Raw genomic sequence first — 22,489 nt, forward strand, 5'->3', positions numbered from 1 at the left:
AAGGACACTCCATGCCCCCTGCCGTGCGCTTCGGCGTCAACTACACACCGAGTGAAGGGTGGTTCCATCACTGGCTCGACTTCGACCTCGATTCCGTGCGCGCGGACCTCGACGCGATCGCCGGGCTCGGCCTCGACCACATCCGGGTCTTCCCGCTGTGGCCCTACTTCCAGCCCAACCGGACCCTGATCCGCCCGCGCGCCGTCGAGCAACTCGTGGCCCTCGCCGACGCCGCCGCCGAACGCGGCCTGGACGTCAACGTCGACGGCCTGCAGGGGCACCTGAGCAGCTTCGACTTCCTGCCCGCGTGGACGCGCACCTGGCACCGGCGCAACCTCTTCACCGACCCCGACGTGGTCGAGGGCCAGGCCGTCTACCTGCGCACCCTCGCCGCCGCACTCGCCGACCGGCCGAACTTCCTCGGCATGACCGTCGGCAACGAGGTCAACCAGTTCGCCGCCGGGCCCCACCCCGACCCCGACCGCATCACGGCCGACGAGGCCGAACTGTGGCTCGTACGGATGTTGGCCGCCTGCGCCGACGGCGCCCCCGGCCGGCTCCACCTGCACGCCTCCTACGACGCCGCCTGGTACCAGGACGACCAGCCCTTCACCCCCGGCCACTCCGCCCGGCTCGGCGACCTCACCGCCGTGCACTCCTGGGTGTTCAACGGCACCGCCCAGCGCCACGGCCGTACCTCCGTACCGGCCGAGCACCACGCCGCCTACCTGGTCGAGCTGAGCAAGGCCTGGGCCGAGGAGCCGCACCGGCCGGTATGGCTGCAGGAGGTCGGGGCACCCGCGCCGCTCGTGCCCGCCGAGCACGCCGTCGGCTTCGCCGAGGCGACCGTCGCCCATGCCCTGGACTGCCCCGACCTGTGGGGCATCACCTGGTGGTGCTCCTACGACGTCTCGCGCGACCTGGCCGACTTCCCCGAACTCGAGTACGGGCTCGGCCTGTTCACCAACGAGCGCAAGCCGAAGGACATCGCCCGGGTGCTGGCCGCGGCCGCCCGCTCACCGCACGCGGAGGCCGTCCCGCGCACCACGGCCCTCGTCGTACCCGGCCATCCGGGCCGCCGCTCCCGCTGCGCCCCCGGCGGAGCCGTCTTCGACGCCTTCTTCCGGCTCGTCGCCGACGGCGCCCGCCCCACCACCGTCCTCGAGACCCACGCGGACGACAAGGACCACCTCGCCGCGCGCGGCATCACCGAGGTCGTCACTCCGGATCAGGTACTCCCCACCCCACACGGAGGCACCCGCTCGTGAAACCCAGCAGACGCACCGTCCTGATCGCCGGCGCCGCCGCCGGCCTGTTGCCGCCGCCCGCCTTCGCGGCCGCCCGCCCCAGAGCCGGGGCGACCCCGCCGTACGCCTCCTACTGGTATCCGGACTCGCTCCCCTCCGGCAGCCCCGGCCCCGGCATCACCTGGCGCAGTCTGAAGAGCTGGCGCGCGGCCGACGACCCCGACCTCGCCTTCAATGCCGCGTCGGTGCCGCTCGCCGCCCGCTTCACCCCGACCCCGGCGAACACCACGGCACGCTCCGGCCAGGCCCGCGTCCAGGCCCTCGTCTCCTTCGGACCGACGTCCGGCAATCCCTCCCAGGGCTCGGCCACCGCCGACTACTACGCCCTCACCCACTGGGCCTACCTGGACGAGCTGGTCTTCTGGGGCGGCTCGGCCGGCGAGGGCCTGATCCTCGCGCCGAACGCACCGATCGTGGACGCGGCCCACCGGCACGGCGTCCCGGTGCTCGGCAACATCTTCCTGCCCCCGGTGGCGTACGGCGGCCGGCTCCAGTGGACCCGGGACCTCGTGCAGAAGGACGCCACCGGGCACTACCCGCTCGCCGCCCAACTCGTCGCGGTCGCGTCGGCCTACGGCTTCGACGGCTGGTTCGTGAACGCCGAGACCGGCGGCGGGAACACCGCGCTGGGCCAGGCCATGCTCGGGTTCGTCAAGGAGCTGGAGGCGCTCGGGGCGGCGCGCGGACAGCGGGTGACCTGGTACGACGCGATGACCGTGAACGGCACGGTCAGCTGGCAGGGCGCGCTCGACAGCCAGAACCAGGCCTTCTTCCAGGCCGCCGACGACATGTTCGTGGACTTCCGGTGGAGCGCGGCCACGCTCGCCTCCTCGGGGACGAAGGCGGAACAACTGGGTCGCAGCCGCTACGCGTTGTGGGCCGGTGTCGACGTCGAGTCGAACGGGTCCGGTACGTCGGTGGACTGGGACGCGATCGTGCCGTCCGGCAGGCCGCACATCACCTCGATCGGCTTCTACCGGCCCGAGTGGACCCGCAATCACCTGCCCGCCGACCAGCGCGCTCCGGAGGACTTCCACGCCGCGGACGACCGGTTCTGGACCGGGCGGTCGCTGGATCCGTCCCGGCCGGACGCGAGCGATCCGTGGCGCGCGCCGGCCGTGTCCGTCGCGGACCGGTCCACGGTGACCTCGCTGCCGTTCGCGACCGTGTTCAACGCCGGGCACGGGCTGCGCTGGTACGAGGACGGCGCCGTAGCCTCGGACGCCGCCTGGAACCACCTCGGGCTTCAGGACCGGCTGCCGGCGCGGCGGTGGGTGGTGCGTACGGCGGGAGAGCGGCCGGCGGTGTCCTTCGACTTCGCCGATGCCTGGCGGGGCGGCAGCAGCGTGCTGGTGGACGGTGAACTCGGTCAACCGGTCGTGCTGGACTTGTACGCGACCCGGCTGCCGGTCGGTGTGAACACGACTGTCGAACTCACCTCCCGGACCGATGCGGGCGCTGTGAACCTCGAACTGGCGGTGGCGACGGCCGAGCCGAGTGGGGCCGGGGCGATTCCGCCGTACACCTATCTGGCTGTGAACCCGGTCAACAGCGGCCTGCGCGTGAAGTCGGTCAACGGCTGGCAGACCGTGACACTTCCGCTCACCGGACTGACCGGCACCGGCACCGTGCACGCCCTCGGTGTCCGGATCACCGCCACCGAGGGCCCGGTGCGCTGGCGGCTCGGCGGCCTCGCCGTCCGGGACTCCGCCACCGCCCCCGAGGCCCCCACGGGCGCCCGCGTCACCGCCGCGACCGGCGGTGACCTCCGCCTCGCCTGGAACGCCGCCCCCGGCACCGTACGCCACTACGAACTGCACCGGCTCCTGCCCGACGGCACCCGCCGCTTCCTCGGCGGCACCTGCCAGCGTGCCTTCTTCCTCACCGGACTGCAGCCCGAGCAAGGGGAGACCGCCGCACGATTCGAACTGCGCGCCGTGGGGGAGCTCTACACCACCTCGGCCCCCGTCACCGTCACCCACCCCTGGTAACGACCGCCATCACCCGGAACCCGCAGGGAGCACCCCGCATGCATGACGACCGCACTCTGGTGGAAGCCCGCCTCAGGCGCGTCCTCGACGAACGCATCCGCCCCGCCGTGTACCCCGAGTCCGTGCCGCTGCAGGTCGCGGTGTGGCACGCGCCCGGCGAGCCCGTGCCGGTCGAGGAGGGACTCGCCGCCGAGCCGGAGCCCGTCGAGGCCGGTGCCCGGTGGGGTGCTCCGTGGGGCACCAGCTGGTTCCGGGTGACCGGGACCGTGCCCGAGGCGTGGGCCGGGAGGACCGTCGAGGCCCTGCTCGACCTGGGCTTCGACGAGAACATGCCCGGCTTCCAGTGCGAGGGCCTGGTCTACCGGCCCGACGGCACCCCGGTGAAGGGCCTCAACCCCCGCAACCAGTGGGTGCGCATCGGTGCCCCCGTGGCGGGCGGCGAGGAGGTGGTCCTGCACATCGAGGCCGCCTCCAACCCCGTCATCCTCGACTACCACCCGTTCCGGCCCACGCGGCTCGGCGACAAGGAGACCGCCGGACACGAGCCGCAGTACACCCTCGCCCGCATGGACCTCGCCGTCTTCGACGAGCCGGTGTGGCAGCTGGTCATGGACCTGGAGGTGCTCGGCGAGCTGATGGCCGAGCTGCCCGTGGACTCCGCGCGCCGGCACGACATCCTGCGCGCCGTCGAGCGGGCCCTGGACGCCGTCGACCTCCAGGACGTGAACGGCACGGCCGGCCGGGCCCGGGAGCAGCTCACCGGAGTGCTCTCGGCCCCCGCCGTACCGTCCGCGCACCGGATCAGCGCCGTCGGGCACGCGCACATCGACTCGGCCTGGCTGTGGCCGCTGCGCGAGACGGTCCGCAAGGTGGCCCGTACGACCTCCAACATGACCGCGCTGATCGAGGACGAGCCGGAGTTCGTCTTCGCCATGTCCCAGGCGCAGCAGTGGGCCTGGGTGAAGGAGCACCGGCCCGAGGTGTGGGCGCGGGTGAAGAAGGCCGTGGCGGAGGGGCGGTTCGTGCCGGCCGGGGGGATGTGGGTGGAGTCGGACACCAACATGCCCGGCTCGGAGGCGATGGCCCGGCAGTTCGTGCACGGCAAGCGGTTCTTCCTCGACGAGTTCGGCATCGAGAACGAGGAGGCCTGGCTGCCCGACACCTTCGGCTTCGCCGCCGGACTCCCGCAGATCATCAGGGCCGCCGGTGCCAAATGGCTGCTGACCCAGAAGATCTCCTGGTCCCAGACCAACACGTTCCCGCACCACACCTTCCAGTGGGAGGGCATCGACGGCACCCGGATCTTCACCCACTTCCCGCCCGTCGACACCTACAACTGCTCCATGAAGGGCAGCGAACTCGCCCACGCGGCGAGCAACTTCAAGGACAAGGGGCGCGCCCGCCACTCCCTCGCGCCCACCGGCTGGGGCGACGGGGGCGGCGGCACGACGCGCGAGATGGTCGCCAAGGCGGCACGGCTGCGCGACCTCGAGGGCTCGGCCACCGTCGTCTGGGAGACACCCCGCGCCTTCTTCGAGAAGGCCGAGGCCGAATACCCCGAACCGCCCGTCTGGGTCGGCGAGCTGTACCTGGAACTGCACCGAGCCACCCTCACCAGCCAGGCGAAGACCAAGCAGGGCAACCGGCGCAGCGAACACCTGCTGCGGGAGGCCGAGCTGTGGGCGGCCACCGCGGCCGTGCGCACCGGATTCCCCTACCCCCACGAGGAGTTGGACCGGATCTGGAAGACGGTCCTGCTGCACCAGTTCCACGACATCCTGCCCGGCTCGTCCATCGCCTGGGTGCACCGGGAGGCCCGGGCGACGTACGAGAGGATCGCCGCCGAACTGAACGACATCATCACCGCGGCACAGCGCGCCCTGGCGGGGGAGGGGTCCCGTCACCTGGTCTTCAACCCGGCACCGCACAGCCGTCACGGCGTTCCCGCCGCAGGCGCCGGGGCGCCGCGCCTGCCGCAGGGAACGGAGGTGTCGCCCCGCGCCGCGGGCGGATACGTCCTGGGCAACGGCCTGCTCCGCATCGAGATCGACGCCCACGGCCTCGTCGTCTCCGCGTACGACCTCGACGCCGGCCGCGAGACCATCGCCCCCGGCGGGGCCGCCAACCTGCTCCAACTCCACCCGGACTTCCCGAACATGTGGGACGCCTGGGACGTCGACTCCTTCTACCGCAACACCGTCACCGACCTCACGGACGCCGAGTCGGTCGAGCTCGGCGAGGACGGCGCGTCGGTGCGGATCGTACGGAGCTTCGGCGCCTCCCGGGTCACCCAGGTGCTGACGCTGCCGCCGGGCGAGCGGAGACTGGCCATCGACACCGAGGTCGACTGGCACGAGACGGAGAAGTTCCTCAAGCTGGCCTTCCCGCTCGACCTGCACGCGGAACGGTACGCGTCCGAGACCCAGTTCGGGCACGCCTACCGCCCCACGCACACCAACACCTCCTGGGAGGCCGCCAAGTTCGAGGCGTGCAACCACCGCTTCGTCCACCTGGAGGAGCCGGGCTGGGGCGTGGCGGTGGTCAACGACTCGACGTACGGCCACGACGTGACCCGCACGGTACGCACCGACGGCGACCGCGGTACGACGACCACGCTGCGCGTCTCGCTGCTGCGTGCCCCGCGCTTCCCCGACCCCGAGACCGACCAGGGCGTCCACCGCTTCCGTCACGCCCTGGTCCCGGGCGCCTCGATCGCCGACGCGGTCCGCGAGGGCTGGCGGATCAACCTGCCGGAACGGCACCTGACCGGCGCCCACGAGGTCGCGCCGCTGGTCACGGTCGACAACGACGCCGTCGTGATCAGCGCCGTCAAACTCGCCGACGACGGCAGCGGCGACGTGGTGGTCCGTTTCCACGAGGCTCACGGCGGCCGGGCCAGGGCCACGCTCACGGCCGGTTTCGAGGTCACGGACGTCACGGTGACGGACCTGCTGGAACGGCCCCTGACCGACGCGGTCGGCCCGGATCGCGACGGCGAGCGGCTCACGGTACGGCTGCGGCCGTTCCAGCTGATGACGTTGCGGCTGCGGCGGCGCTGACCCGGGGCGGGTGCCGCCCGCGTCAGTCCCCCGGGGGTGACGCGGGCGCCGCCGGATCGCCGCCGGACGGGTGCTCGTAGCGCAGCGGCGGTCTCGGTGACAGCCCCTGCCGCCACAGCCTGCCGAGCGCCTCGTTCGCCCGCTGCTCCTGCTCCCGGTCGGCGGGAAGCGGCAGGTGCAGCGCGCCGAGCAGGTCGAAGCGGTGCAGGTCGAAGGCCGCCTCGACGTACTGGCCGTAGCCGACGGCCGCGTGGACGGCGGCGAGGTAGGCGAGCCGGGAGACGACCACGAGGAGCACGGCGAGCAGCAGCCACCAGCCGGACCGCCACAGCAGCCAGACCGTCGGCGGCACGCACAGCGCGGCGGTGACGCTCAGCCGTGCCGCCGCGTCCATCGCGTCCCGCTGCTCGCTGACCGTCGTGGCGATCCGGCCGCTCAACAGCGGCTCCAGACGGGTCCAGAACACCGGCGCGTCCAGGCCGTACAGCCGCCCCGCCCTGGACTCGGCGGCGGTGAGCGCGTTGCCGAGAGCGGTGGGCCGGAAGAGGTGCTGGTCCTCGACCGGGTAGCGCAGCCGTTGCAGATGGCCCTGCGCGAAGCGTCGTTCGACGGCTTCGGGGTCACGGACCTCCTCGCGCGTCAGGGCAGCGACGGTGGGCCCGCAGCGGCGTCTCTGCCGTGCCCTGCACCAGCGGGCCGGCCGTTCCAGGTACCGCGGCCAGTACCCCTCCAGCCAGCGGACCACGGGCAGTTGCAGCGGCATGGTGATCACGCCGACCGCGGTGACCAGCAGGAGCAGCAGCAGGCTCGGGCCGACGCCCAGTCCGGCGGCGGTGCGCCAGGCACGCCCGAACCGCACCGGGCCGGGCGCACCCGCCCACACCAGCACGAGCAGATACGTACCGGCGAGGGTGGTGGGCAGTGTCGAGACCAGGAAGAACCTGCCGCTGAACGACGGTCCGGCCGGTCGGGCGAGCACGGACAGGTTCACCGGCCGCGCTCCTTCCCCGCCGTCCGGCCCCGGCGCCCCGGACGGCGGTGGGACGGCCGCATCACTCCTCCTCGGCCATGGGGCCGTGCCCGTGCGGGCACTCCGGCGGCCGGCCGTCGCCGAACAGCAGGATCTCCGAGGCCGTGCACTGCGCGTCCGTGCAGACGTAGTACTGGGCGCGGGCCCGGGTGGGCAGGCCCGGCATGGGCTGGGCCCCGGGCACGCTCCTCGTGTGGCCCGCGCCGGGCGCGTCCGGCTGCAGCGCGTCCCGGCGGACGACGCCGAGGGTGTCCTCGCCCGCGGTGAGGACCACCGCCGCCAGGTCGCGCTGCTGGAGGAAGAGGTCGGTGAGCCGGGTCCTGAGGGCCGTACGGGAGGGCGGGTCGGCCGGGTCGACGGCGAGTGTCGTGACCGCCGGTCCGTCCGCCGGGCCGGCCTGTTGATCCATCAAGTCGCCGTACTGGAGGCGCAGTTCGTCTATGGTGCGCATGCTCTTCTCTGTCGCTTCGTGACGGTGGGGTCAGGGTCCGATGTGCAGATGGGCGGCCCACAGGTCCGGGCGGCCGGGCTCGCGGCGGCGGGCCTTGCGCACGGCCGCGTCGAGTGCCGCGGCGGGATCGTGGCCGGGTGCGGCGCGCAGGCCCTTGTAGAAGTCCTCGGTGATCTGCGCGGCCTCGCCGTCGCGGACGCGCCACAGGGTGCCGACCGCGTCGCGGTAGCCCGCCAGGTGCAGCGCGCCGGCGAGATGCAGGGACTCGTCGGCGAGCTGGGCGGTGCCCCTGGCGGTCTCGCAGCCGGACAGGTACACCAGATCCGCCGAGGGCAGGGACAGCCGGTCGACCGCCGACGGTGTGAGCAGTTCCTCGCCGAGCACCAGGGCACCGGCGGTGCCGTGCCCGGCGTAGTGGAGCCAGGGGTGCTCGGGCAGCGCCTGTGCCACCGTGGCCAGGGTCGCCTCCTCCGGCGCCAGATACCGTCCGGCGCCGACGGTGTCACGCACGTCCAGGGCCTCGCCGACGGCCCAGCGCAGCCGGCCCGGGGAGCCGGCCGCGCCCGGGGCCGCGATCGCCAGCACGCTGGGCCGGCCCGAGGGGGCGGACCGCAGCCGGGCGTGGCGCAGGGCCCGCAGCGTCGGCGTGTACGACGAGACCACGCGGTCGAGCACGTTGTCCCCGGGGACCTGCTGCGGGGCGCCCGGCGTACCGCTGAGGCGGCCCGCGGCGTGCAGGGGCAGGAACACGGCCGGCCCGGACGGCACCCACCACACCCGGCGCCGGCCGGCCGGTGAGCCGGGCGGACCGGCGACATCGAGCGCGCGAAGGACGGGGCTCGCGACCGCGTCCCACAGCTCGCCCAGCACCCCCCGGACCTCCCCGGCGCCGGCGGCCGTGCCGGCTCCGGCCTGTTCCAGGCGGGCGATCCACTCCCGCGCCAGGGAGGGGGTGACGCCGGGCAGTGCCAGGGATTCCACCCCGTCGGCGGTGACCACGAGGGCATGGGAGCGCACGGCATGCACGGTCACGTGGATCAGCGGGCCGCGCTCGGCGAGGGCGCGGATCGCCACCGGGTCGAGCGGCTCCAGGAAGTCCGCGAAGCCGGGCAGGTCCCTGATGCGGCGGACCTCGCTCTCCCAGCGGTCGGTCGCTCGGTGCCGTAGGGTCACGCCCTCCATGCCGGCGGACGCCGAGATCTCCTGGGCGGCCGCAAGCGCGTCCGTGGCCGACTCGAACCGGGCCGCGGCCTCGGGGTGTGCGCGACGCAGCGTGCCGAGTTCGGTCATGGAGCTGAGCGCGCCGGCGGACAGCAGGCCGCGGGCCGCCTCCAGGACCGCCACCGCCCGCTCGGCGGGCTCGTCGGCCAGCAGCGCGGCGGCGCACGCCACATCCCCCAGCCCGTCGACGTACCGGGCCAGCAGCTCCTCCCGTTCGGCGCGCGGGAAACGCGGCGAGGCCAGTGTCCCGGCGGCCCGGACGGCGGCGGCCAGCAGCGGTGCGACGGACGGCACGTCGTCCAGCCGTACGGCCGACTCGGCCATGAAACGGGTGACGGGCAGCAGGTCGGCGGGCGAGGCGGCCGGGTCGGCGCAGGCCCGCTCGCAGAACGCCAGCGCCCTGGACCAGGCGTCGGTGTACGAAATGCCGCGTTCCCGCTCCGCGACCGCTCGCTGAGCCTCCTGCCGGGCCACGGTGAGCCGCATGCGGACGACCTGGTGCCCCCGGAGATGCCGCCGTGCGAGTGCCTTGTCCCGCCCCTGCCGCGGGCCCTGGGCGCCGTCCGGCGGTGAGGTGACGTCCTGGCGTCCGTCGTCCCCCCGGCCGAACACGGAGTCGTCCAGCAGCCGGTCCGGGGAGCCCTCCGTCAGCACATCGGCCACCAGCCCCACGGCGGTACCGATCTCACCGCTCTCCATGGCGTCGGCCTGCCGGACGGCGAGCGCGGCCGCCGCACGGCTTCCGTCGGCCATGTCCCGGTTCTTCGGCACCGCGGCGGCGAACTCGTCCGCCGCCCGGCGCAGTTGCGCGGCCGCCCTGCGCAGCGCCTTCGGTCTGTTGTCATAGGTGGCCTGGACCCATTGCGCGGTGAACTGCTGGTGGGCCTGGTGGAGCCGGGCGGCGGCCAGCCGCCGCCGGTTGATCACGTCGAAGACGTCGCCGGAGCCGGTGAGGGCACCGGGATCCGGCTCCTGCTGCCGGGTCAGCGCTTCCTGCCGGGACGTGTGGTCACCGCCGGTGAGTTCGGAGCGGGTCAGCAGAACCGCTCGCAGGTCGTTGTGCGCGGAGACGCGGACCAGCTCCCGCTCCGCCGCCTCCTCGGGGGTGTCGTCGGCGACCGGCAGGCCGAGCTTCCCGGTGACCCGGAGGAACTGGTCCGCGGCCGCGTTCAGGCCGGGCAGGTTGCCGCGTGCCGCCGCCCGCTGGAACTCGGCCCAGCCGAGCGTGCAGGCCGCCCTCGCCGCGACGACCGACCCCGCCGGCGCCACCCGGTCCGCGGCACCGGTCGCGTGGATCAGCTCCAGGAGCAACTCCTGATCGGTGGTCCAGAGGAAGAGCATCTTGAGGTACTCGCTCAGTTCCAGCCAGCGGGTGGCCTCCTCGTGCGGAGAACCGCCGACCCGCTCCGCGGCGAGCCGCCCGTACCGCAGCAGCTCCGTCCGCAGGGCCTGGTCGTGCGGATCGCCGCACAGGAGCAGGAAGAGCGCCGACGTCTGGAACGTCAGGGTGTCGCCCACGCGCGGGTTGTCGTCCGCCAGCAGGGCGAGCACCTCGCGGCCCAGCTCCACGGCCTCCCGGCACGCGTCGGGCGGCAGCAGGACCTCGGGGCGGGTCATGTCGGCGTCGATCAGCAAGGAGCTGAGGGCCGAGACCCGATACGCGTGCAGGGCGGCGAGGGACCTCGCCCGTTGCGGGTGGTGCCGGTGAGCCGCCTCGACGGCCTGCCGTGCGAAGCGCTCCGCCTCCTCGGTGTACAGCGCGCCCTGGGCCAGGGCGACCAGAGTACTGGTGTTGGCGGCGAGTCCGAGGGCGTACGGGCGCAGCCAGTGCCGTGCCGGAAGGGTCGCGACGGCCTGCCGCGCGGCCCCGTGCGCCTCGGCCGTCGTCTCGTCGCGCAGGGAGAGGTCACGGCCGCGTACGTAGGCCGAGATCGCCTCGGCCTCCTCGGGCGTCGCCGCCCAGCCGAGTCCGCCGGCGATGAACTCCTGCGCCGCGGCCAGCGCGCGTTCCCGGTCGTTCGCGGCTCCCGTGAGCCCGGCCAGCTCCTCCGGGGTGAACTGCTCGCGCCGGGCCGACCGCAGCGGCTCGGGGAGCAGTGCGGGATCGGCTTGGTGGACGACGGCCAACCACTGGGCGGCGACGCCGAGTTCCGTCCGGTCTCCTGTCTCGGCGCCAAGCACCCAGGCGAGCATCCCCAGTTGATGCACCATCAGGATGTTGCCCCAACGCCCGCTGTCGCACTCGGCCCTCAGTGCCGTGCGCGCGGCCTCCGTACGCCCATGCCGCAGCACCTCGGAGCGCTGCTCGGCGCTCTCCGCGCGGGCGAAGAGCAGCAGGCGGTCGAGCAAGTCCCGCTCGGGCGGTGAGAGTTCCGGCCAGGCGGGCTCGCCGGCGGGCAGCTCGCACGGCCCTTCCCGTAAGGATGTTCCAGTCACGCGTACATGATGTGACATGGGCCGGGGGCGGACGGCCGTATCGACGGACAAGACGTGGAGCCAGGTTCTGGTCTGATGCCCGGTTCCGCGCGCCGCCGCCGGGCCACGGTCCGACCCGCTCCCCGGCCCCACTCGACGCCGCCGTTGCCTACTCGCCGGCCTGCCCGCCCCCGCTCTGCCCCCCGAGCTGTGCCCGCAGCCACTCCTCGACCTCGCCGACATGGGCCGCGGCAGCGGCTCTCGCTGCCTCCGGGTCGCGGGCGGTGAGGGCGCGGTGGATGGCGGCGTGTTCGCGGCGGGTGCGGGCGAAGGCGCCCTCCTCCTGATAGCCGCGCCAGACGCGGGCGCGGAAGGTGCGGGAGGACAGGCCCTCCAGGATGGCGGCCATGGTCTCGTTGCCGGCGGCCGCGGCGATCTCGCGGTGGAAGGCGAGGTCGTGGGCGAGGATCTCCTCGGGGTCGTCGGTGGCGTTCATCGCCGCCACGTGCTTGCCCACGGCGGCCAGTTGGTCCTCGGTGATGCGTGCGGCGGCCAGCGCGGTCGCCGTCGACTCAAGGATCCGGCGGACCTCGAGGAGTTCCACCAGGCGCGGGCCCCGGGACAGGTCCGCGACCACCCCGAAGGTCTCCAGCAGGTCACCGGCCTCCAGCGCGGTGACGTAGATCCCGGAGCCGTGCCGGGCCTCCAGGACGCCCATCACGGTCAGGGCGCGGATCGCCTCCCGCATGGAGCTGCGGGAGATGCCCAGCCGGGCCGCCAGATCCCGTTCGGTGGGCAGCCGCTCGCCGGGCTCCAGCCGGCCCCCGGCGATCATCGCCTTGATCTCCTCGATGGCGCGCTGCGTCACCGTGCCCTTCTGCGGCACTTCTTCCTCGTCCACGCCGCTCCTCCTTCCCCCCGCTGCGCCGCAGTCTAACCAGCCAAGTGGTCCGACCACTACGCCCGGAATCCTCGAATTTTCCGTGCACGAGGGTGTTGATCCGGCTCATTGGTCTGATAAGTATGCGGCGTCTGCTCGAACACCCTCGACGAGGAGCCGCGAGATGCCCGCCAGCACTGTCAGGAAGCGCAGCAGGTCCCGGATCATCGGCGCGGTGGCTCTGGCCGCCGGTGCCTCGCTCATGCTCGCCGCCTGCGGCAGCACCAAGGACACCGCGAGCGCGGGCGGCGGCGGCACCGGCAAGGTCGGCGTGATCCTGCCGCTGCTGACCTCGCCGTTCTGGCAGTCGTACAACGACTACGTGCCCAAGATGGCCAGGTCCGAGGGCGTCGAGGTGCTGAAGACGGTCAACTCCAACAGCGACCCCTCCCAGCAGATCACCGACATCGACAACGAACTCAACCAGGGAGTCAAGGGGTTGGTGGTCGCGCCGCTGGACAGCGCCGCCATCCAGGCCGGACTCGACCAGGCCGAACGCAAGGGCGTGCCCGTGGTCGCCGTGGACGTCGCGCCCGACAAGGGCAAGGTCGCCATGGTGGTGCGCGCCGACAACGTGGCCTACGGCGAGAAGGCCTGCGACTACCTCGGACAGCACGTCAGCAGCGGCAAGGTCGTACAGGTCATGGGCGACCTCGCCTCGGTCAACGGCCGCGACCGCTCCGAGGCCTTCCGGTCCTGCGTGAAGAAGAAGTACCCGAAGCTCAAGGTGCTGGAGATCCCCGCCAAGTGGGAGTCCGACACCGCCGCCGCCAAGCTGGACACGCTGCTGGGCGCCAACCCGGACATCAAGGGCATCTACCTGCAGGCGGGCGGTGTGTACCTCGCGCCGACCCTGCAGACCCTGAAGTCCAAGGGCATGCTGAAACCGGCCGGGCAGCAGGGCCACATCGCGATCGTCTCCAACGACGGCATCCCGCAGGAGTTCGACGCCATCCGCAAGGGCCAGATCGACGCCACGGTCTCCCAGCCCGCCGACGCCTACGCCAGGTACGGCCTGTACTACATCAAGGCGGCGATGGCGGGGAAGACGTTCAAGCCCGGGCCCACCGACCACGGCTCCGTGATCGTCGAACTGCCCGGCGGGATCCTGGAGGACCAGCTGCCCGCACCGCTGGTCACCAAGGCCGACGTCGACGACCCCAAGCTGTGGGGCAACACGGTCAAATGAGTACACCGCTCGTGGAAGCCGAGGGCATCGTCAAACGGTACGGCCCCACCGTCGCCCTCGCCGAGGGCCGGCTCACCGTCCTGCCCGGCGAGTCCCACGCCCTGGTCGGCCGCAACGGCGCCGGCAAGTCGACCCTGGTGAACGTCCTCACCGGCCTCCAGGCCCCGGACGCGGGGACCGTCCGCTTCGACGGCGAGCCCGCGCCCCCGCTCGCCGACCGGGACGCCTGGCGCCGCAGGGTCGCCTGCGTCTACCAGAAGCCCACGGTCGTCCCGGAGCTGACGGTCGCCGAGAACCTGTTCCTCAACCGGCAGCCGACCGGCCGCGGCATCATCAGCTGGCGCCGGCTGCGCAGGGAGGCCACCGCACTCCTCGACACCTGGGACGTGCGCGTCGACCCCGAGGCGCGCACCGCCGACCTCCGGGTCGAGGACCGCCAAATGGTGGAGATCGCACGGGCGTTGAGCTTCGGCGCCCGGTTCATCGTGCTGGACGAACCCACCGCCCAGCTCGACAACCGGGAGATCGAGCGGCTGTTCACCCGTATGCGCTCCCTGCAGGACTCCGGCGTCACCTTCCTGTTCATCTCGCACCACCTCCAGGAGGTGTACGAGGTCTGCCAGACGGTCACCGTGCTGCGCGACGCCCGCTGGATCACCACCGCCCCCGTCGCCGACCTGCCGAAGGCGGCGCTGGTGGAGGCCATGGCCGGGGAGTCCGTCGCCGAGCAGGCCGGACATGGCGGGGGAGCCGGCACCGGCGCCCCCGTCCTGCTGGAAGCACATGGGCTCACCTCACCGGCGTACGAGGACATCGATCTCACCGTCCGCCGCGGCGAGGTCGTCGGGCTCGCCGGCTCCAGCGGCAGCGGCAAGACCGAGCTCGCCGAGTCCTTCGCCGGGCTGCACACCCCGACCGGCGGCTCCGCTCGACTGGGTGACAGGAAGCTGCCGTTCGGGGACGTCCGGGCCGCCCTGCGGGCCGGGGTCGGCTGTGTGCCGCGCGACCGGCACGAACAGGGACTGGTGCCCGGCATGAGCATCGGCGACAACGCCACGCTGAGCGTGCTGGACCGGCTGGGCCGGGCCGGATTCGTCGCCACCGACGCACGGCGCCGCTTCGCCGCCGAGCTGATCGACCGCCTCGACATCCACGCCGAGGGCCCCGACCAGCCCGTGTCCGACCTGTCCGGCGGCAACGCCCAGAAGGTCGTCATGGCCCGCGCCCTCGCCTCCGACCCGCGCCTGCTGGTCCTGATCAACCCCACCGCCGGCGTCGACGTGAAGTCCAAGGAGTCGCTGCTCGCGCGCATGGACAGCGCACGCGAGGACGGCACCGCGGTCCTCGTCGTCTCCGACGAACTCGACGACCTGCGCCGCTGCGACCGCGTCCTCGTCCTCTTCCACGGCCGTGTCGTCGCCGAGCACCCGGCCGGCTGGCGCGACCACGAGCTGATCGCCTCCATCGAAGGAGTTGACCATGGCTGACACCCGGGCCGCCCCGCCGCTCGCACCCCCGAAGACCCCGGACGCCAGGTCGGCCCGGACCGTCCTGCTCCGCCGGGCCCGCGAACTCGCCCTGGTACCCGCGCTGTTGCTGCTCATGGTGCTCGGCACGGTGGTGAACGACGCGTTCCTGACCGAGCGGAACCTGATCTCGATCCTCGGTGCCTCCGCCGCGCTGGCGATGGTCGTGCTCGCCGAGTCGCTCGTGCTGATCACCGGCAAGTTCGACCTGTCCCTGGAGTCGGTGGTCGGCATCGCCCCCGCCGTCGGCGCCCTGCTGGTGCTGCCCGCGAGCCAGTCCGGCTGGGGCACCGGATTCCCGGCCGGGCTCGCCCTGCTCGCGATCCCGGTGGCCGGCGCGGTCATCGGCGCCTTCAACGGCGTCCTCGTGGTCAAGTTCCGGCTCAACGCGTTCATCGTGACGCTCGCGATGCTCATCGTGCTGCGCGGCCTGCTGGTCGGGGCCACCAAGGGCAAGACCCTGTTCAGCATGCCCGACAGCTTCTACTCCCTGGCCACCACCACCTTCCTCAACGTGCCGCTGTCGGTGTGGCTCGCCGCCGTCGCCTTCGCCGTCGCCGGGTTCGTGCTGAAGTACCACCGCGCCGGCCGCGCCCTGTACGCGATCGGCGGCAACGCGGACGCCGCCCGCGCGGCCGGTGTGCGCGTCGACCGGGTGATGCTCGGCGTGTACGTCGTCGCGGGCGTGCTCGCCTCGCTCGGCGGGCTGCTGCAGACCGGGTACGTCGGCGCGATCAGCGCCAACCAGGGCCAGAACATGATCTTCACCGTGTTCGCGGCCGCGGTGATCGGCGGCATCAGCCTGGACGGCGGCAAGGGCACCATGTTCGGCGCGCTGACCGGCGTCCTCCTCCTCGGCGTCGTACAGAACCTGCTCACCCTCGCCCAGGTGCCGTCGTTCTGGATCCAGGCCATCTACGGCGGGATCATCCTCGTCGCCCTCGTGATCGCGCGCGTGACGACGGGCCGCGCCCAGGACTGACCAGCCGCCAAGTGCCGGACGAACGAAAGGACTTCAGTGTCCCAGGCCCCCGCCCGCGTCACCGCGGTCGACACCCACGACATCCGTTTCCCCACCTCGCGCGAGCTGGACGGCTCCGACGCGATGAACCCGGACCCCGACTACTCGGCGGCCTACGTCGTGCTGCGCACCGACGCCGCCGACGGGCACGAGGGACACGGGTTCGTCTTCACCATCGGGCGGGGCAACGACGTCCAGGTCGCCGCGATCGACGCGCTGCGGGACCATGTGCTCGGCCGTGACGTGGCCGAGCTGTGCGCCGACCCCGGCTCGCTCTTCCGCGACCTGATCGGCGACAGCCAGCTGCGCTGGCTCGGCCCCGAGAAGGGCGTGATGCACATGGCGGTCGGCGCCGTCGTCAACGCCGTCTGGGACCTCGCAGCCCGCCGCGCCGGCAAGCCGCTGTGGCAGCTGCTCGCCGACGCCGAACCCGAGTGGCTGGCCGGGCAGATCGACTTCCGCTACATCGCGGACGCGCTCACCCCCGCCGAGGCCCTCGACCTGCTCGGGCGGGGCAGGGAGGGGGCCGGGGAGCGCCGGGCACGGCTGCTGGAGCGCGGCTACCCCGCCTACACCACCTCCCCGGGCTGGCTCGGCTACGACGACGACAAGCTCGGCCGGCTCGCCGCGCAGGCCGTCGCCGACGGCTTCACACAGATCAAGCTCAAGGTCGGCGCCGACCTCGACGACGACATCCGGCGCTGCCGGGTCGCCCGCGCGGTCGTCGGACCGGACATCCGGCTCGCCGTCGACGCCAACCAGCGCTGGAACGTGGACGAGGCGATCCGCTGGACCAAGGCGCTCGCCGAGTTCGCGCCCTACTGGATCGAGGAGCCCACCAGCCCCGACGACGTCCTCGGCCACGCCGCGATCCGCCGCGCCGTGGCCCCGGTGAAGGTCGCCACCGGCGAGCACGTGCACAACCGGATCATGTTCAAGCAGCTCCTCCAGGCGGGCGCCCTCGACATCGTCCAGATCGACGCCGCCCGCGTGGCCGGCGTCAACGAGAACCTCGCCATCCTGCTGCTCGCCGCCAAGTTCGGGGTGCCCGTCTGCCCGCACGCGGGCGGGGTCGGCCTGTGCGAACTCGTCCAGCACCTGTCGATGTTCGACTACCTGGCCGTCTCGGGCACCACCGAGGACCGGGTCATCGAGTACGTCGACCACCTCCACGAGCACTTCGTCACCCCGGTCGTCATCCGCGACGGCCACTACACCACCCCCACCGCGCCCGGCTTCTCCGCGGCCCTGCGCCCGGAGTCCGTCGCGCGGTACACCTTCCCCGGCGGCACCTACTGGGCCGCCGGCCCCGACAACCGGAAGGGAGAGGCCGCATGAGCGACTTCGAGGGCCTGAGGGCCCTGGTCACCGGCGGCGCGTCCGGCATAGGCCGGGCCACCGCCGACCTCCTCGCCGCCCGCGGCGCCCGGGTCGCCGTCCTCGACCGGGACCCGGCCGACGTCGGCAAGCCGCTCCTCGCCCACCGCGCCGACGTCACCGACGACACCTCGGTCCGCGCCGCTGTCGAGCGGGCCGCCGAGGACCTCGGCGGCCTGGACGTGCTGGTCAACAACGCCGGGATCGGCGCCCAGGGCACGGTCGAGGACAACGACGACGCCGAGTGGCAACGCGTCTTCGACGTCAACGTCCTCGGCATGGTCCGCACCGCCCGCGCCGCCCTCCCGCATCTGCGCCGCTCCGACCACGCCGCGATCGTCAACACCTGCTCCATCGCCGCCACCGCCGGACTGCCCCAGCGCGCCCTGTACAGCGCCACCAAGGGCGCCGTGTACTCCCTGACCCTCGCCATGGCCGCCGACCATGTCCGCGAGGGCATCCGCGTCAACTGCGTCAACCCCGGTACGGCGGACACCCCGTGGATCGGCCGGCTGCTGGACGCGGCCCCGGACCCGGCCGCCGAACGCGCCGCCCTGGAGGCCCGCCAGCCCACCGGCCGGCTGGTCTCCGCCGCCGAAGTGGCGGGTGCCATCGCCTACTTGGCCAGTCCGCTGTCCGGCGCCACCACCGGCACCGCCCTCGCCGTCGACGGCGGCATGCAGGGCCTCAGGCTGCGCCCGGTGGGCCGGTGACGAGGCTCGGCCGCAGCGGGGTCGAGGTCACCCCGCTCGGCTTCGGCGCCGCGACGCTCGGCAACCTCTACCGCCCGGTGGACGACGAGCAGGCCCGGGAGGCCGTACGGGCCGCCTGGCAGCGCGGCATCCGGTACTTCGACACCGCGCCGCACTACGGCCTCGGCCTCTCCGAACGCCGGCTCGGCGCGGCCCTCAGAGAGTACGGCCGCGCCGACTACACCGTCTCCACCAAGGTCGGCCGCCGCCTCGAACCCGCCGACGGCACGGGCGACGACCTGGCGCACGGTTTCGCCGTACCCGCCGCCCACCGCCGGGTGTGGGACTTCAGCGCCGACGGCGTCCGCCGCACCCTGGAGGCGAGCCTGGAGCGCCTCGGCCTCGACCGCGTCGACATCGTCTATCTGCACGACCCCGACGACCACGCCGAACAGGCCTTCCGCGAGGGCTACCCGGCCCTGGAGAAGCTGCGTGCCGAGGGCGTCGTCGGCGCGATCGGCGCGGGCATGAACCAGACCGGCATGCTCACCCGTTTCGTCCGCGACACCGACGTGGACGTGGTCCTGTGCGCGGGCCGCTACACCCTGCTCGACCAGAGCGCCGGCGCCGAGCTGCTGCCCGCGGCCGCCGAGCACGGCGTGTCGGTCGTCCTCGGCGGCGTCTTCAACTCGGGCCTGCTGGCGGACCCGACGCCCGAGTCGACGTACGACTACGGGCGTGTGGCACCGGAGTTGCTGGACCGGGTGCTGCGCATGAAGGCCGTCGCCGAGCGGCACGGCACCACTCTGCGCGCCGCCGCGCTGGCCTTCGCCTCCGCCCACCCGGCGGTCGCCAGTGTCCTGCCCGGGCCCCGCTCCGCCGCCGAAGTCCACGACTGCGCCGACCAGTTCGCGTCCGCCGTCCCGCCGGAGTTCTGGCGGGAGCTGCGGGAGTCCGGCCTGCTGCCCCGGAAGGAGGGCCCGTCATGAGAGTCGCCCTGCACACCAAGGTCCGCTCGGACCGGATCGCCGCGTACGAGGCGGCCCACCGCGAGGTCCCCAAAGAGCTCACCGACGCCATCCGTGCCGCCGGTGCCACGTCCTGGACCATCTGGCGGTGGGGCGCTGACCTGTTCCATCTGCTGGAGTGCGCGGACTACGCCCGCCTGCTCGCCGAACTGGAACGCCTGCCGGTCAACGTGGCCTGGCAGGCCCGGATGGCCGAGCTGCTCGACGTCGTGCACGACTACTCCCAAGGCGGTGCGGACGCCGGGCTGCCCGTCGTCTGGGAGCTGCCATGAGAGCCGTCGACGCGCACCACCACGTCTGGGACCTGTCCGTCCGCGACCAGGACTGGATCAAGGGGCTCGAACTGCAGCCCCTGCGCCGCAACTTCCACCTCGCCGACCTGGAGCCGGAGGCCCGCGCGGTGGGAGTGGACCGCACGGTCCTCGTCCAGACGGTCACCGTCCCGGAGGAGACCCCGGAGTTCCTGGCGCTGGCGGCCGAGCACGACCTGATCGCGGGCGTCGTGGGCTGGACCGACCTCACCCGCCCCGACATCGCCGACGAACTGTCCCGGCTGCGTGAACTCCCCGGCGGGGCCTTCCTGAAAGGCATCCGGCACCAGGTCCAGGGCGAGCCGGACCCCCAGTGGCTGCTGCGGCCCGAGGTCCGGCGCGGGCTGGCGGCCGTCGCCCGCGCAGGTCTGGTCTACGACCTGGTCGTCCTGCCCCATCAGCTCCCGGCCTGCGCCGAAGCCGCGGCCCGGCTGCCCCAACTCACCTTCGTCCTAGACCACTTGGGGAAGCCGCCGATCGCCTCGGGCGACCGCGAACCCTGGGCGTCCGCCCTGCGCGCGCTCGCCGCCCTCCCCAACACCGTCGCCAAACTCTCCGGCCTGGTCACCGAGGCCGACCCCGCCTCCTGGACGACGGCCGACCTGCGCCCGTACACGGACACGGCCCTGGAGGCCTTCGGCCCCGACCGGCTGATGTTCGGCTCCGACTGGCCGGTGTGCACGACGGCGGCCACCTACACGGAAGTGCACACCGCCATGAGCGAGTTGACCGCGGACCTCGGCGATGCGGAACGTCGTGCCCTCTTCGAGGGCACCGCCACAGCCGTCTACGGCCTGTGAGCCACGGCGTGGGCGACGGGCCCCTCGGCAACGTGTACCTCACAATGACCGCCATGACTGATCATCAGCAGCGCACGCCCGCCGCTCCCTTGCTCCGCACACCCGAGGACGGCGAACTCATCGACGTCGCCGGCGTCGCGCACTTCTTCCGGCTCACCGGCGAGCACACCGGCGGGCGCTTCGCCTTCGAGGAGTTCAGCCTCGCCCCGGGCACCATCGGGGCCAGGCCGCATGTGCACGACGGACACGACGAGTACTTCTACGTTCTCGAGGGGGAGCTGACGCTCCACACCGGCGACGGCGAGGTGACGGCCGGCCCCGGACACCTGCTCGCCGCCACCCGTGGCACCCCGCACGGTTTCCGCAACGGCGGCCAGGTCCCCGCACGCGCTCTGTGTCTCTACACCCCGGCCGGTTACGAGAACTACTTCCGCGATGTCCACGCGGCCGTGAGCGCCGGGGCCGAGGCGACCGACGAGCTGCTGGCCGAGTTCCGCAGCCGCTATCGGACCCGGTCGCACCCGGTTCCCCGGACAGGTGACGGGACCCGCAGGCCGGCTCTGTAGACCGATCCCGTAGGTCGAAGCCGCGTGTCGGAGGGCCCGGCCGCTCACGACCGCCCGGCCACCGCCGCCAGCCGCGTCGGTGGCATGTACTCCCGGACGTACGTCCGCTCCCAGCACGCCCCGCTGTCCCGCAGCTCCCGCCAGGTGGTGTAGCGGTACCGGAACAGGCGGGCGCGGACATACCGGGGCGGGGTGTCCGGCGGGAAGGGGGAGCGGCGCAGTAGACGCAGGGTGTCGCGGTCGTTCTCCAGCAGCCGTTCCACCAGACCGCCGAACCAGTCACTGGCGTAGGCGGGGGACAGCGCCGCGAACCACATCAGCCAGTCCAGGCGCAGATGGTAGGGGGCGAACTGGCGCGGCCAGTGCCGGGTGTCGCCGGGCTTGCCGCGGAACTCGTACTCCCGCCAGTCCGAGTCCTCGCGCGGTACGTCGTCCAGCGTGCCCTCCACCACCACCTCGTAGCGGACCCGGCTGACGCTGCCGAACGCGCCGTAGGTGTTCACCAGGTGCAGCGGGTCGAAGGAGCGGTTCATGACCTGGCGGCGGGAGATCATGTTGACCACCGGGCGGTAGCTGAGGAAGAGCAGCAGCGCGCCGACCGCGAGCACCAGAACCTCGTACCACAGCGGCGCGGCCGGCACGGACGGCGCCGACCCGGGGAGCCGCAGCGCGGACACGGCCAGCACGATGGCGATCCAGTTCAGCCAGGAGAAGTTGCCGGACAGCACCAGCCACAGCTGGGTGACGATCATCAGCGCGGCGGCGGCCGAGGCGATCGGCTGCGGAGCGAACAGCAGCACCGGCACGACCAGTTGGGTCACGTGGTTCGCGGCCACCTCCACCCGGTGCAGCGGCTTCGGCAGATGGTGGAAGAACCAGCTCAGCGGGCCCGGCATGGGCTGTGTCTCGTGGTGGTAGTCGAGGCAGGTCAGCTTCCGCCAGCACGCGTCGCCCCGCATCTTGATCAGCCCGGCGCCGAACTCCACCCGGAACAGGATCCAGCGCAGCAGGAACAGCACGACGACCGGCGGCGCCACCTCGTCGTTGCCGAGGAACGCGGCCAGGAATCCGGTCTCCAGCAGCAGCGACTCCCAGCCGAACGCGTACCACGTCTGGCCCACGTTCACGATCGACAGATACAGCGCCCACGGCACCAGCCAGAGCAGGATCCCGGCCCACAGCGGCAGCAGGGAGTCCGCGCCGGCCAGCAGCGCCGCCGACACCGCGCAGCCGGCCCAGGCACAGCCGGCGAAGAAGCGGTCGGAGTAGTGCAGATGGAACAGGCTCGGCGCCCGTTTGAAGGGGATCCGTGCCACGAAGCGGGGGATCGGCAGCATGCCGTGCTCGCCCAGCAGCGCCCGGAACTGCAGCGCCGCGGTCAGGAACGCCACCAGGTACAGGGCGGCCAGGGCCCGCTGGAAGACCAGCCGGGTCAGCCAGTAGTCGGCAGCGGTGAACCAGTTCACGGCTGTGCGCGCCCTTCGTCGCGGCTGAACCGCCGTGTCGTCTTCATCATGACCTGCCCCCGAGTTGCCAGCCAAACGGGCCCGATGCAAACAATGGGG

Annotated in this window: 17 protein-coding genes; 12 read left to right on the plus strand and 5 right to left on the minus strand. The window is 72.9% G+C overall.

Features of this window, described 5'->3' with window-relative positions; translation table 11 throughout:
- Positions 1 to 11 precede the first annotated feature (11 nt).
- The 3 genes from ACWDEN_RS27685 to ACWDEN_RS27695 are packed head-to-tail and all read left to right on the plus strand — an operon-like array spanning position 12 to position 6,357.
- On the plus strand, positions 12 to 1,268 hold the full coding sequence (locus ACWDEN_RS27685; RefSeq protein ID WP_450860389.1) for a glycoside hydrolase 5 family protein: 1,257 nt from the start codon (positions 12 to 14) through the stop codon (positions 1,266 to 1,268).
- Positions 1,265 to 3,298 carry an endo-beta-N-acetylglucosaminidase gene (locus ACWDEN_RS27690; RefSeq protein ID WP_450860390.1) on the plus strand — a complete coding sequence of 678 codons (2,034 nt, stop codon included), beginning with the start codon at positions 1,265 to 1,267 and terminating at the stop codon, positions 3,296 to 3,298. Before ACWDEN_RS27685 ends, ACWDEN_RS27690 begins: the two co-directional genes overlap by 4 nt.
- A 38-nt stretch (positions 3,299 to 3,336) precedes the next feature.
- Positions 3,337 to 6,357, plus strand: a complete 3,021-nt coding sequence (locus ACWDEN_RS27695) for an alpha-mannosidase (RefSeq protein WP_450860391.1) — start codon at positions 3,337 to 3,339, stop codon at positions 6,355 to 6,357.
- A 22-nt stretch (positions 6,358 to 6,379) separates the two neighbouring features.
- On the opposite strand, the gene ACWDEN_RS27700 is transcribed toward ACWDEN_RS27695, so the two are convergent.
- The 4 genes from ACWDEN_RS27700 to ACWDEN_RS27715 form a co-directional block, all read right to left on the minus strand.
- Complete coding sequence (locus ACWDEN_RS27700; RefSeq protein ID WP_450860392.1) at positions 6,380 to 7,348, minus strand: hypothetical protein; 969 nt, start codon at positions 7,346 to 7,348, stop codon at positions 6,380 to 6,382.
- A 61-nt stretch (positions 7,349 to 7,409) separates the two neighbouring features.
- Positions 7,410 to 7,838 carry a hypothetical protein gene (locus tag ACWDEN_RS27705; RefSeq protein WP_450860393.1) on the minus strand — a complete coding sequence of 143 codons (429 nt, stop codon included), beginning with the start codon at positions 7,836 to 7,838 and terminating at the stop codon, positions 7,410 to 7,412.
- Between the two features lie 30 nt (positions 7,839 to 7,868).
- A complete protein-coding gene (locus tag ACWDEN_RS27710) occupies positions 7,869 to 11,495 on the minus strand; it encodes a CHAT domain-containing protein (protein ID WP_450860394.1) in 3,627 nt (1,208 codons plus the stop codon).
- A gap of 148 nt (positions 11,496 to 11,643) precedes the next feature.
- The gene (locus ACWDEN_RS27715; RefSeq protein ID WP_351612823.1) at positions 11,644 to 12,375 is read right to left on the minus strand and encodes a FadR/GntR family transcriptional regulator; all 732 of its coding nucleotides are present in this window, start codon (positions 12,373 to 12,375) and stop codon (positions 11,644 to 11,646) included.
- Positions 12,376 to 12,538: 163 nt separating this feature from the next.
- Here ACWDEN_RS27715 and ACWDEN_RS27720 point away from each other — a divergent pair, with 163 nt between their 5' ends.
- The 9 genes from ACWDEN_RS27720 to ACWDEN_RS27760 are packed head-to-tail and all read left to right on the plus strand — an operon-like array spanning position 12,539 to position 20,924.
- Positions 12,539 to 13,603: a sugar ABC transporter substrate-binding protein gene (locus tag ACWDEN_RS27720; protein ID WP_351612826.1), complete on the plus strand. Its 1,065-nt coding sequence runs from the start codon at positions 12,539 to 12,541 to the stop codon at positions 13,601 to 13,603.
- Positions 13,600 to 15,090 (plus strand): sugar ABC transporter ATP-binding protein, encoded by a 1,491-nt coding sequence (locus ACWDEN_RS27725; protein ID WP_450860395.1) that lies wholly within the window; start codon positions 13,600 to 13,602, stop codon positions 15,088 to 15,090. The genes ACWDEN_RS27720 and ACWDEN_RS27725 overlap by 4 nt, the downstream gene beginning before the upstream one ends.
- Complete coding sequence (locus tag ACWDEN_RS27730; protein ID WP_450860396.1) at positions 15,083 to 16,111, plus strand: ABC transporter permease; 1,029 nt, start codon at positions 15,083 to 15,085, stop codon at positions 16,109 to 16,111. Before ACWDEN_RS27725 ends, ACWDEN_RS27730 begins: the two co-directional genes overlap by 8 nt.
- 36 nt (positions 16,112 to 16,147) lie before the next feature.
- Positions 16,148 to 17,488 (plus strand): L-fuconate dehydratase, encoded by a 1,341-nt coding sequence (locus tag ACWDEN_RS27735; protein WP_351612834.1) that lies wholly within the window; start codon positions 16,148 to 16,150, stop codon positions 17,486 to 17,488.
- Entirely contained in the window at positions 17,485 to 18,240 is a 756-nt protein-coding gene (locus ACWDEN_RS27740) for an SDR family NAD(P)-dependent oxidoreductase (protein WP_351612837.1), read from the plus strand. Before ACWDEN_RS27735 ends, ACWDEN_RS27740 begins: the two co-directional genes overlap by 4 nt.
- Positions 18,237 to 19,208, plus strand: a complete 972-nt coding sequence (locus ACWDEN_RS27745) for an aldo/keto reductase (RefSeq protein WP_450860397.1) — start codon at positions 18,237 to 18,239, stop codon at positions 19,206 to 19,208. The genes ACWDEN_RS27740 and ACWDEN_RS27745 overlap by 4 nt, the downstream gene beginning before the upstream one ends.
- Positions 19,205 to 19,519: an L-rhamnose mutarotase gene (locus tag ACWDEN_RS27750; protein ID WP_351612843.1), complete on the plus strand. Its 315-nt coding sequence runs from the start codon at positions 19,205 to 19,207 to the stop codon at positions 19,517 to 19,519. The genes ACWDEN_RS27745 and ACWDEN_RS27750 overlap by 4 nt, the downstream gene beginning before the upstream one ends.
- Positions 19,516 to 20,358, plus strand: coding sequence for an amidohydrolase family protein (locus ACWDEN_RS27755; RefSeq protein WP_450860398.1), 843 nt, complete (start codon positions 19,516 to 19,518; stop codon positions 20,356 to 20,358). Before ACWDEN_RS27750 ends, ACWDEN_RS27755 begins: the two co-directional genes overlap by 4 nt.
- 53 nt (positions 20,359 to 20,411) lie before the next feature.
- The gene (locus ACWDEN_RS27760) at positions 20,412 to 20,924 is read left to right on the plus strand and encodes a cupin domain-containing protein (RefSeq protein ID WP_450860399.1); all 513 of its coding nucleotides are present in this window, start codon (positions 20,412 to 20,414) and stop codon (positions 20,922 to 20,924) included.
- Between the two features lie 44 nt (positions 20,925 to 20,968).
- Here the strand turns inward: ACWDEN_RS27760 and ACWDEN_RS27765 are convergent, their stop codons facing one another.
- Positions 20,969 to 22,390 (minus strand): lipase maturation factor family protein, encoded by a 1,422-nt coding sequence (locus ACWDEN_RS27765; protein ID WP_450860401.1) that lies wholly within the window; start codon positions 22,388 to 22,390, stop codon positions 20,969 to 20,971.
- Positions 22,391 to 22,489: the final 99 nt, after the last annotated feature.

It is taken from the genome of Streptomyces sp. NPDC001153 (assembly GCF_053598315.1).

Coding starts and splice junctions, on each gene's coding strand:
- ACWDEN_RS27740 (WP_351612837.1), top strand. CDS start 17,485: ATGAGCGACTTCGAGGGCCTGAGGGCCCTGGTCACCGGCGGCGCGTCC.
- ACWDEN_RS27725 (WP_450860395.1), top strand. CDS start 13,600: ATGAGTACACCGCTCGTGGAAGCCGAGGGCATCGTCAAACGGTACGGC.
- ACWDEN_RS27750 (WP_351612843.1), top strand. CDS start 19,205: ATGAGAGTCGCCCTGCACACCAAGGTCCGCTCGGACCGGATCGCCGCG.
- ACWDEN_RS27760 (WP_450860399.1), top strand. CDS start 20,412: ATGACTGATCATCAGCAGCGCACGCCCGCCGCTCCCTTGCTCCGCACA.
- ACWDEN_RS27685 (WP_450860389.1), top strand. CDS start 12: ATGCCCCCTGCCGTGCGCTTCGGCGTCAACTACACACCGAGTGAAGGG.
- ACWDEN_RS27730 (WP_450860396.1), top strand. CDS start 15,083: ATGGCTGACACCCGGGCCGCCCCGCCGCTCGCACCCCCGAAGACCCCG.
- ACWDEN_RS27695 (WP_450860391.1), top strand. CDS start 3,337: ATGCATGACGACCGCACTCTGGTGGAAGCCCGCCTCAGGCGCGTCCTC.
- ACWDEN_RS27720 (WP_351612826.1), top strand. CDS start 12,539: ATGCCCGCCAGCACTGTCAGGAAGCGCAGCAGGTCCCGGATCATCGGC.
- ACWDEN_RS27705 (WP_450860393.1), bottom strand. CDS start 7,838: ATGCGCACCATAGACGAACTGCGCCTCCAGTACGGCGACTTGATGGAT.
- ACWDEN_RS27755 (WP_450860398.1), top strand. CDS start 19,516: ATGAGAGCCGTCGACGCGCACCACCACGTCTGGGACCTGTCCGTCCGC.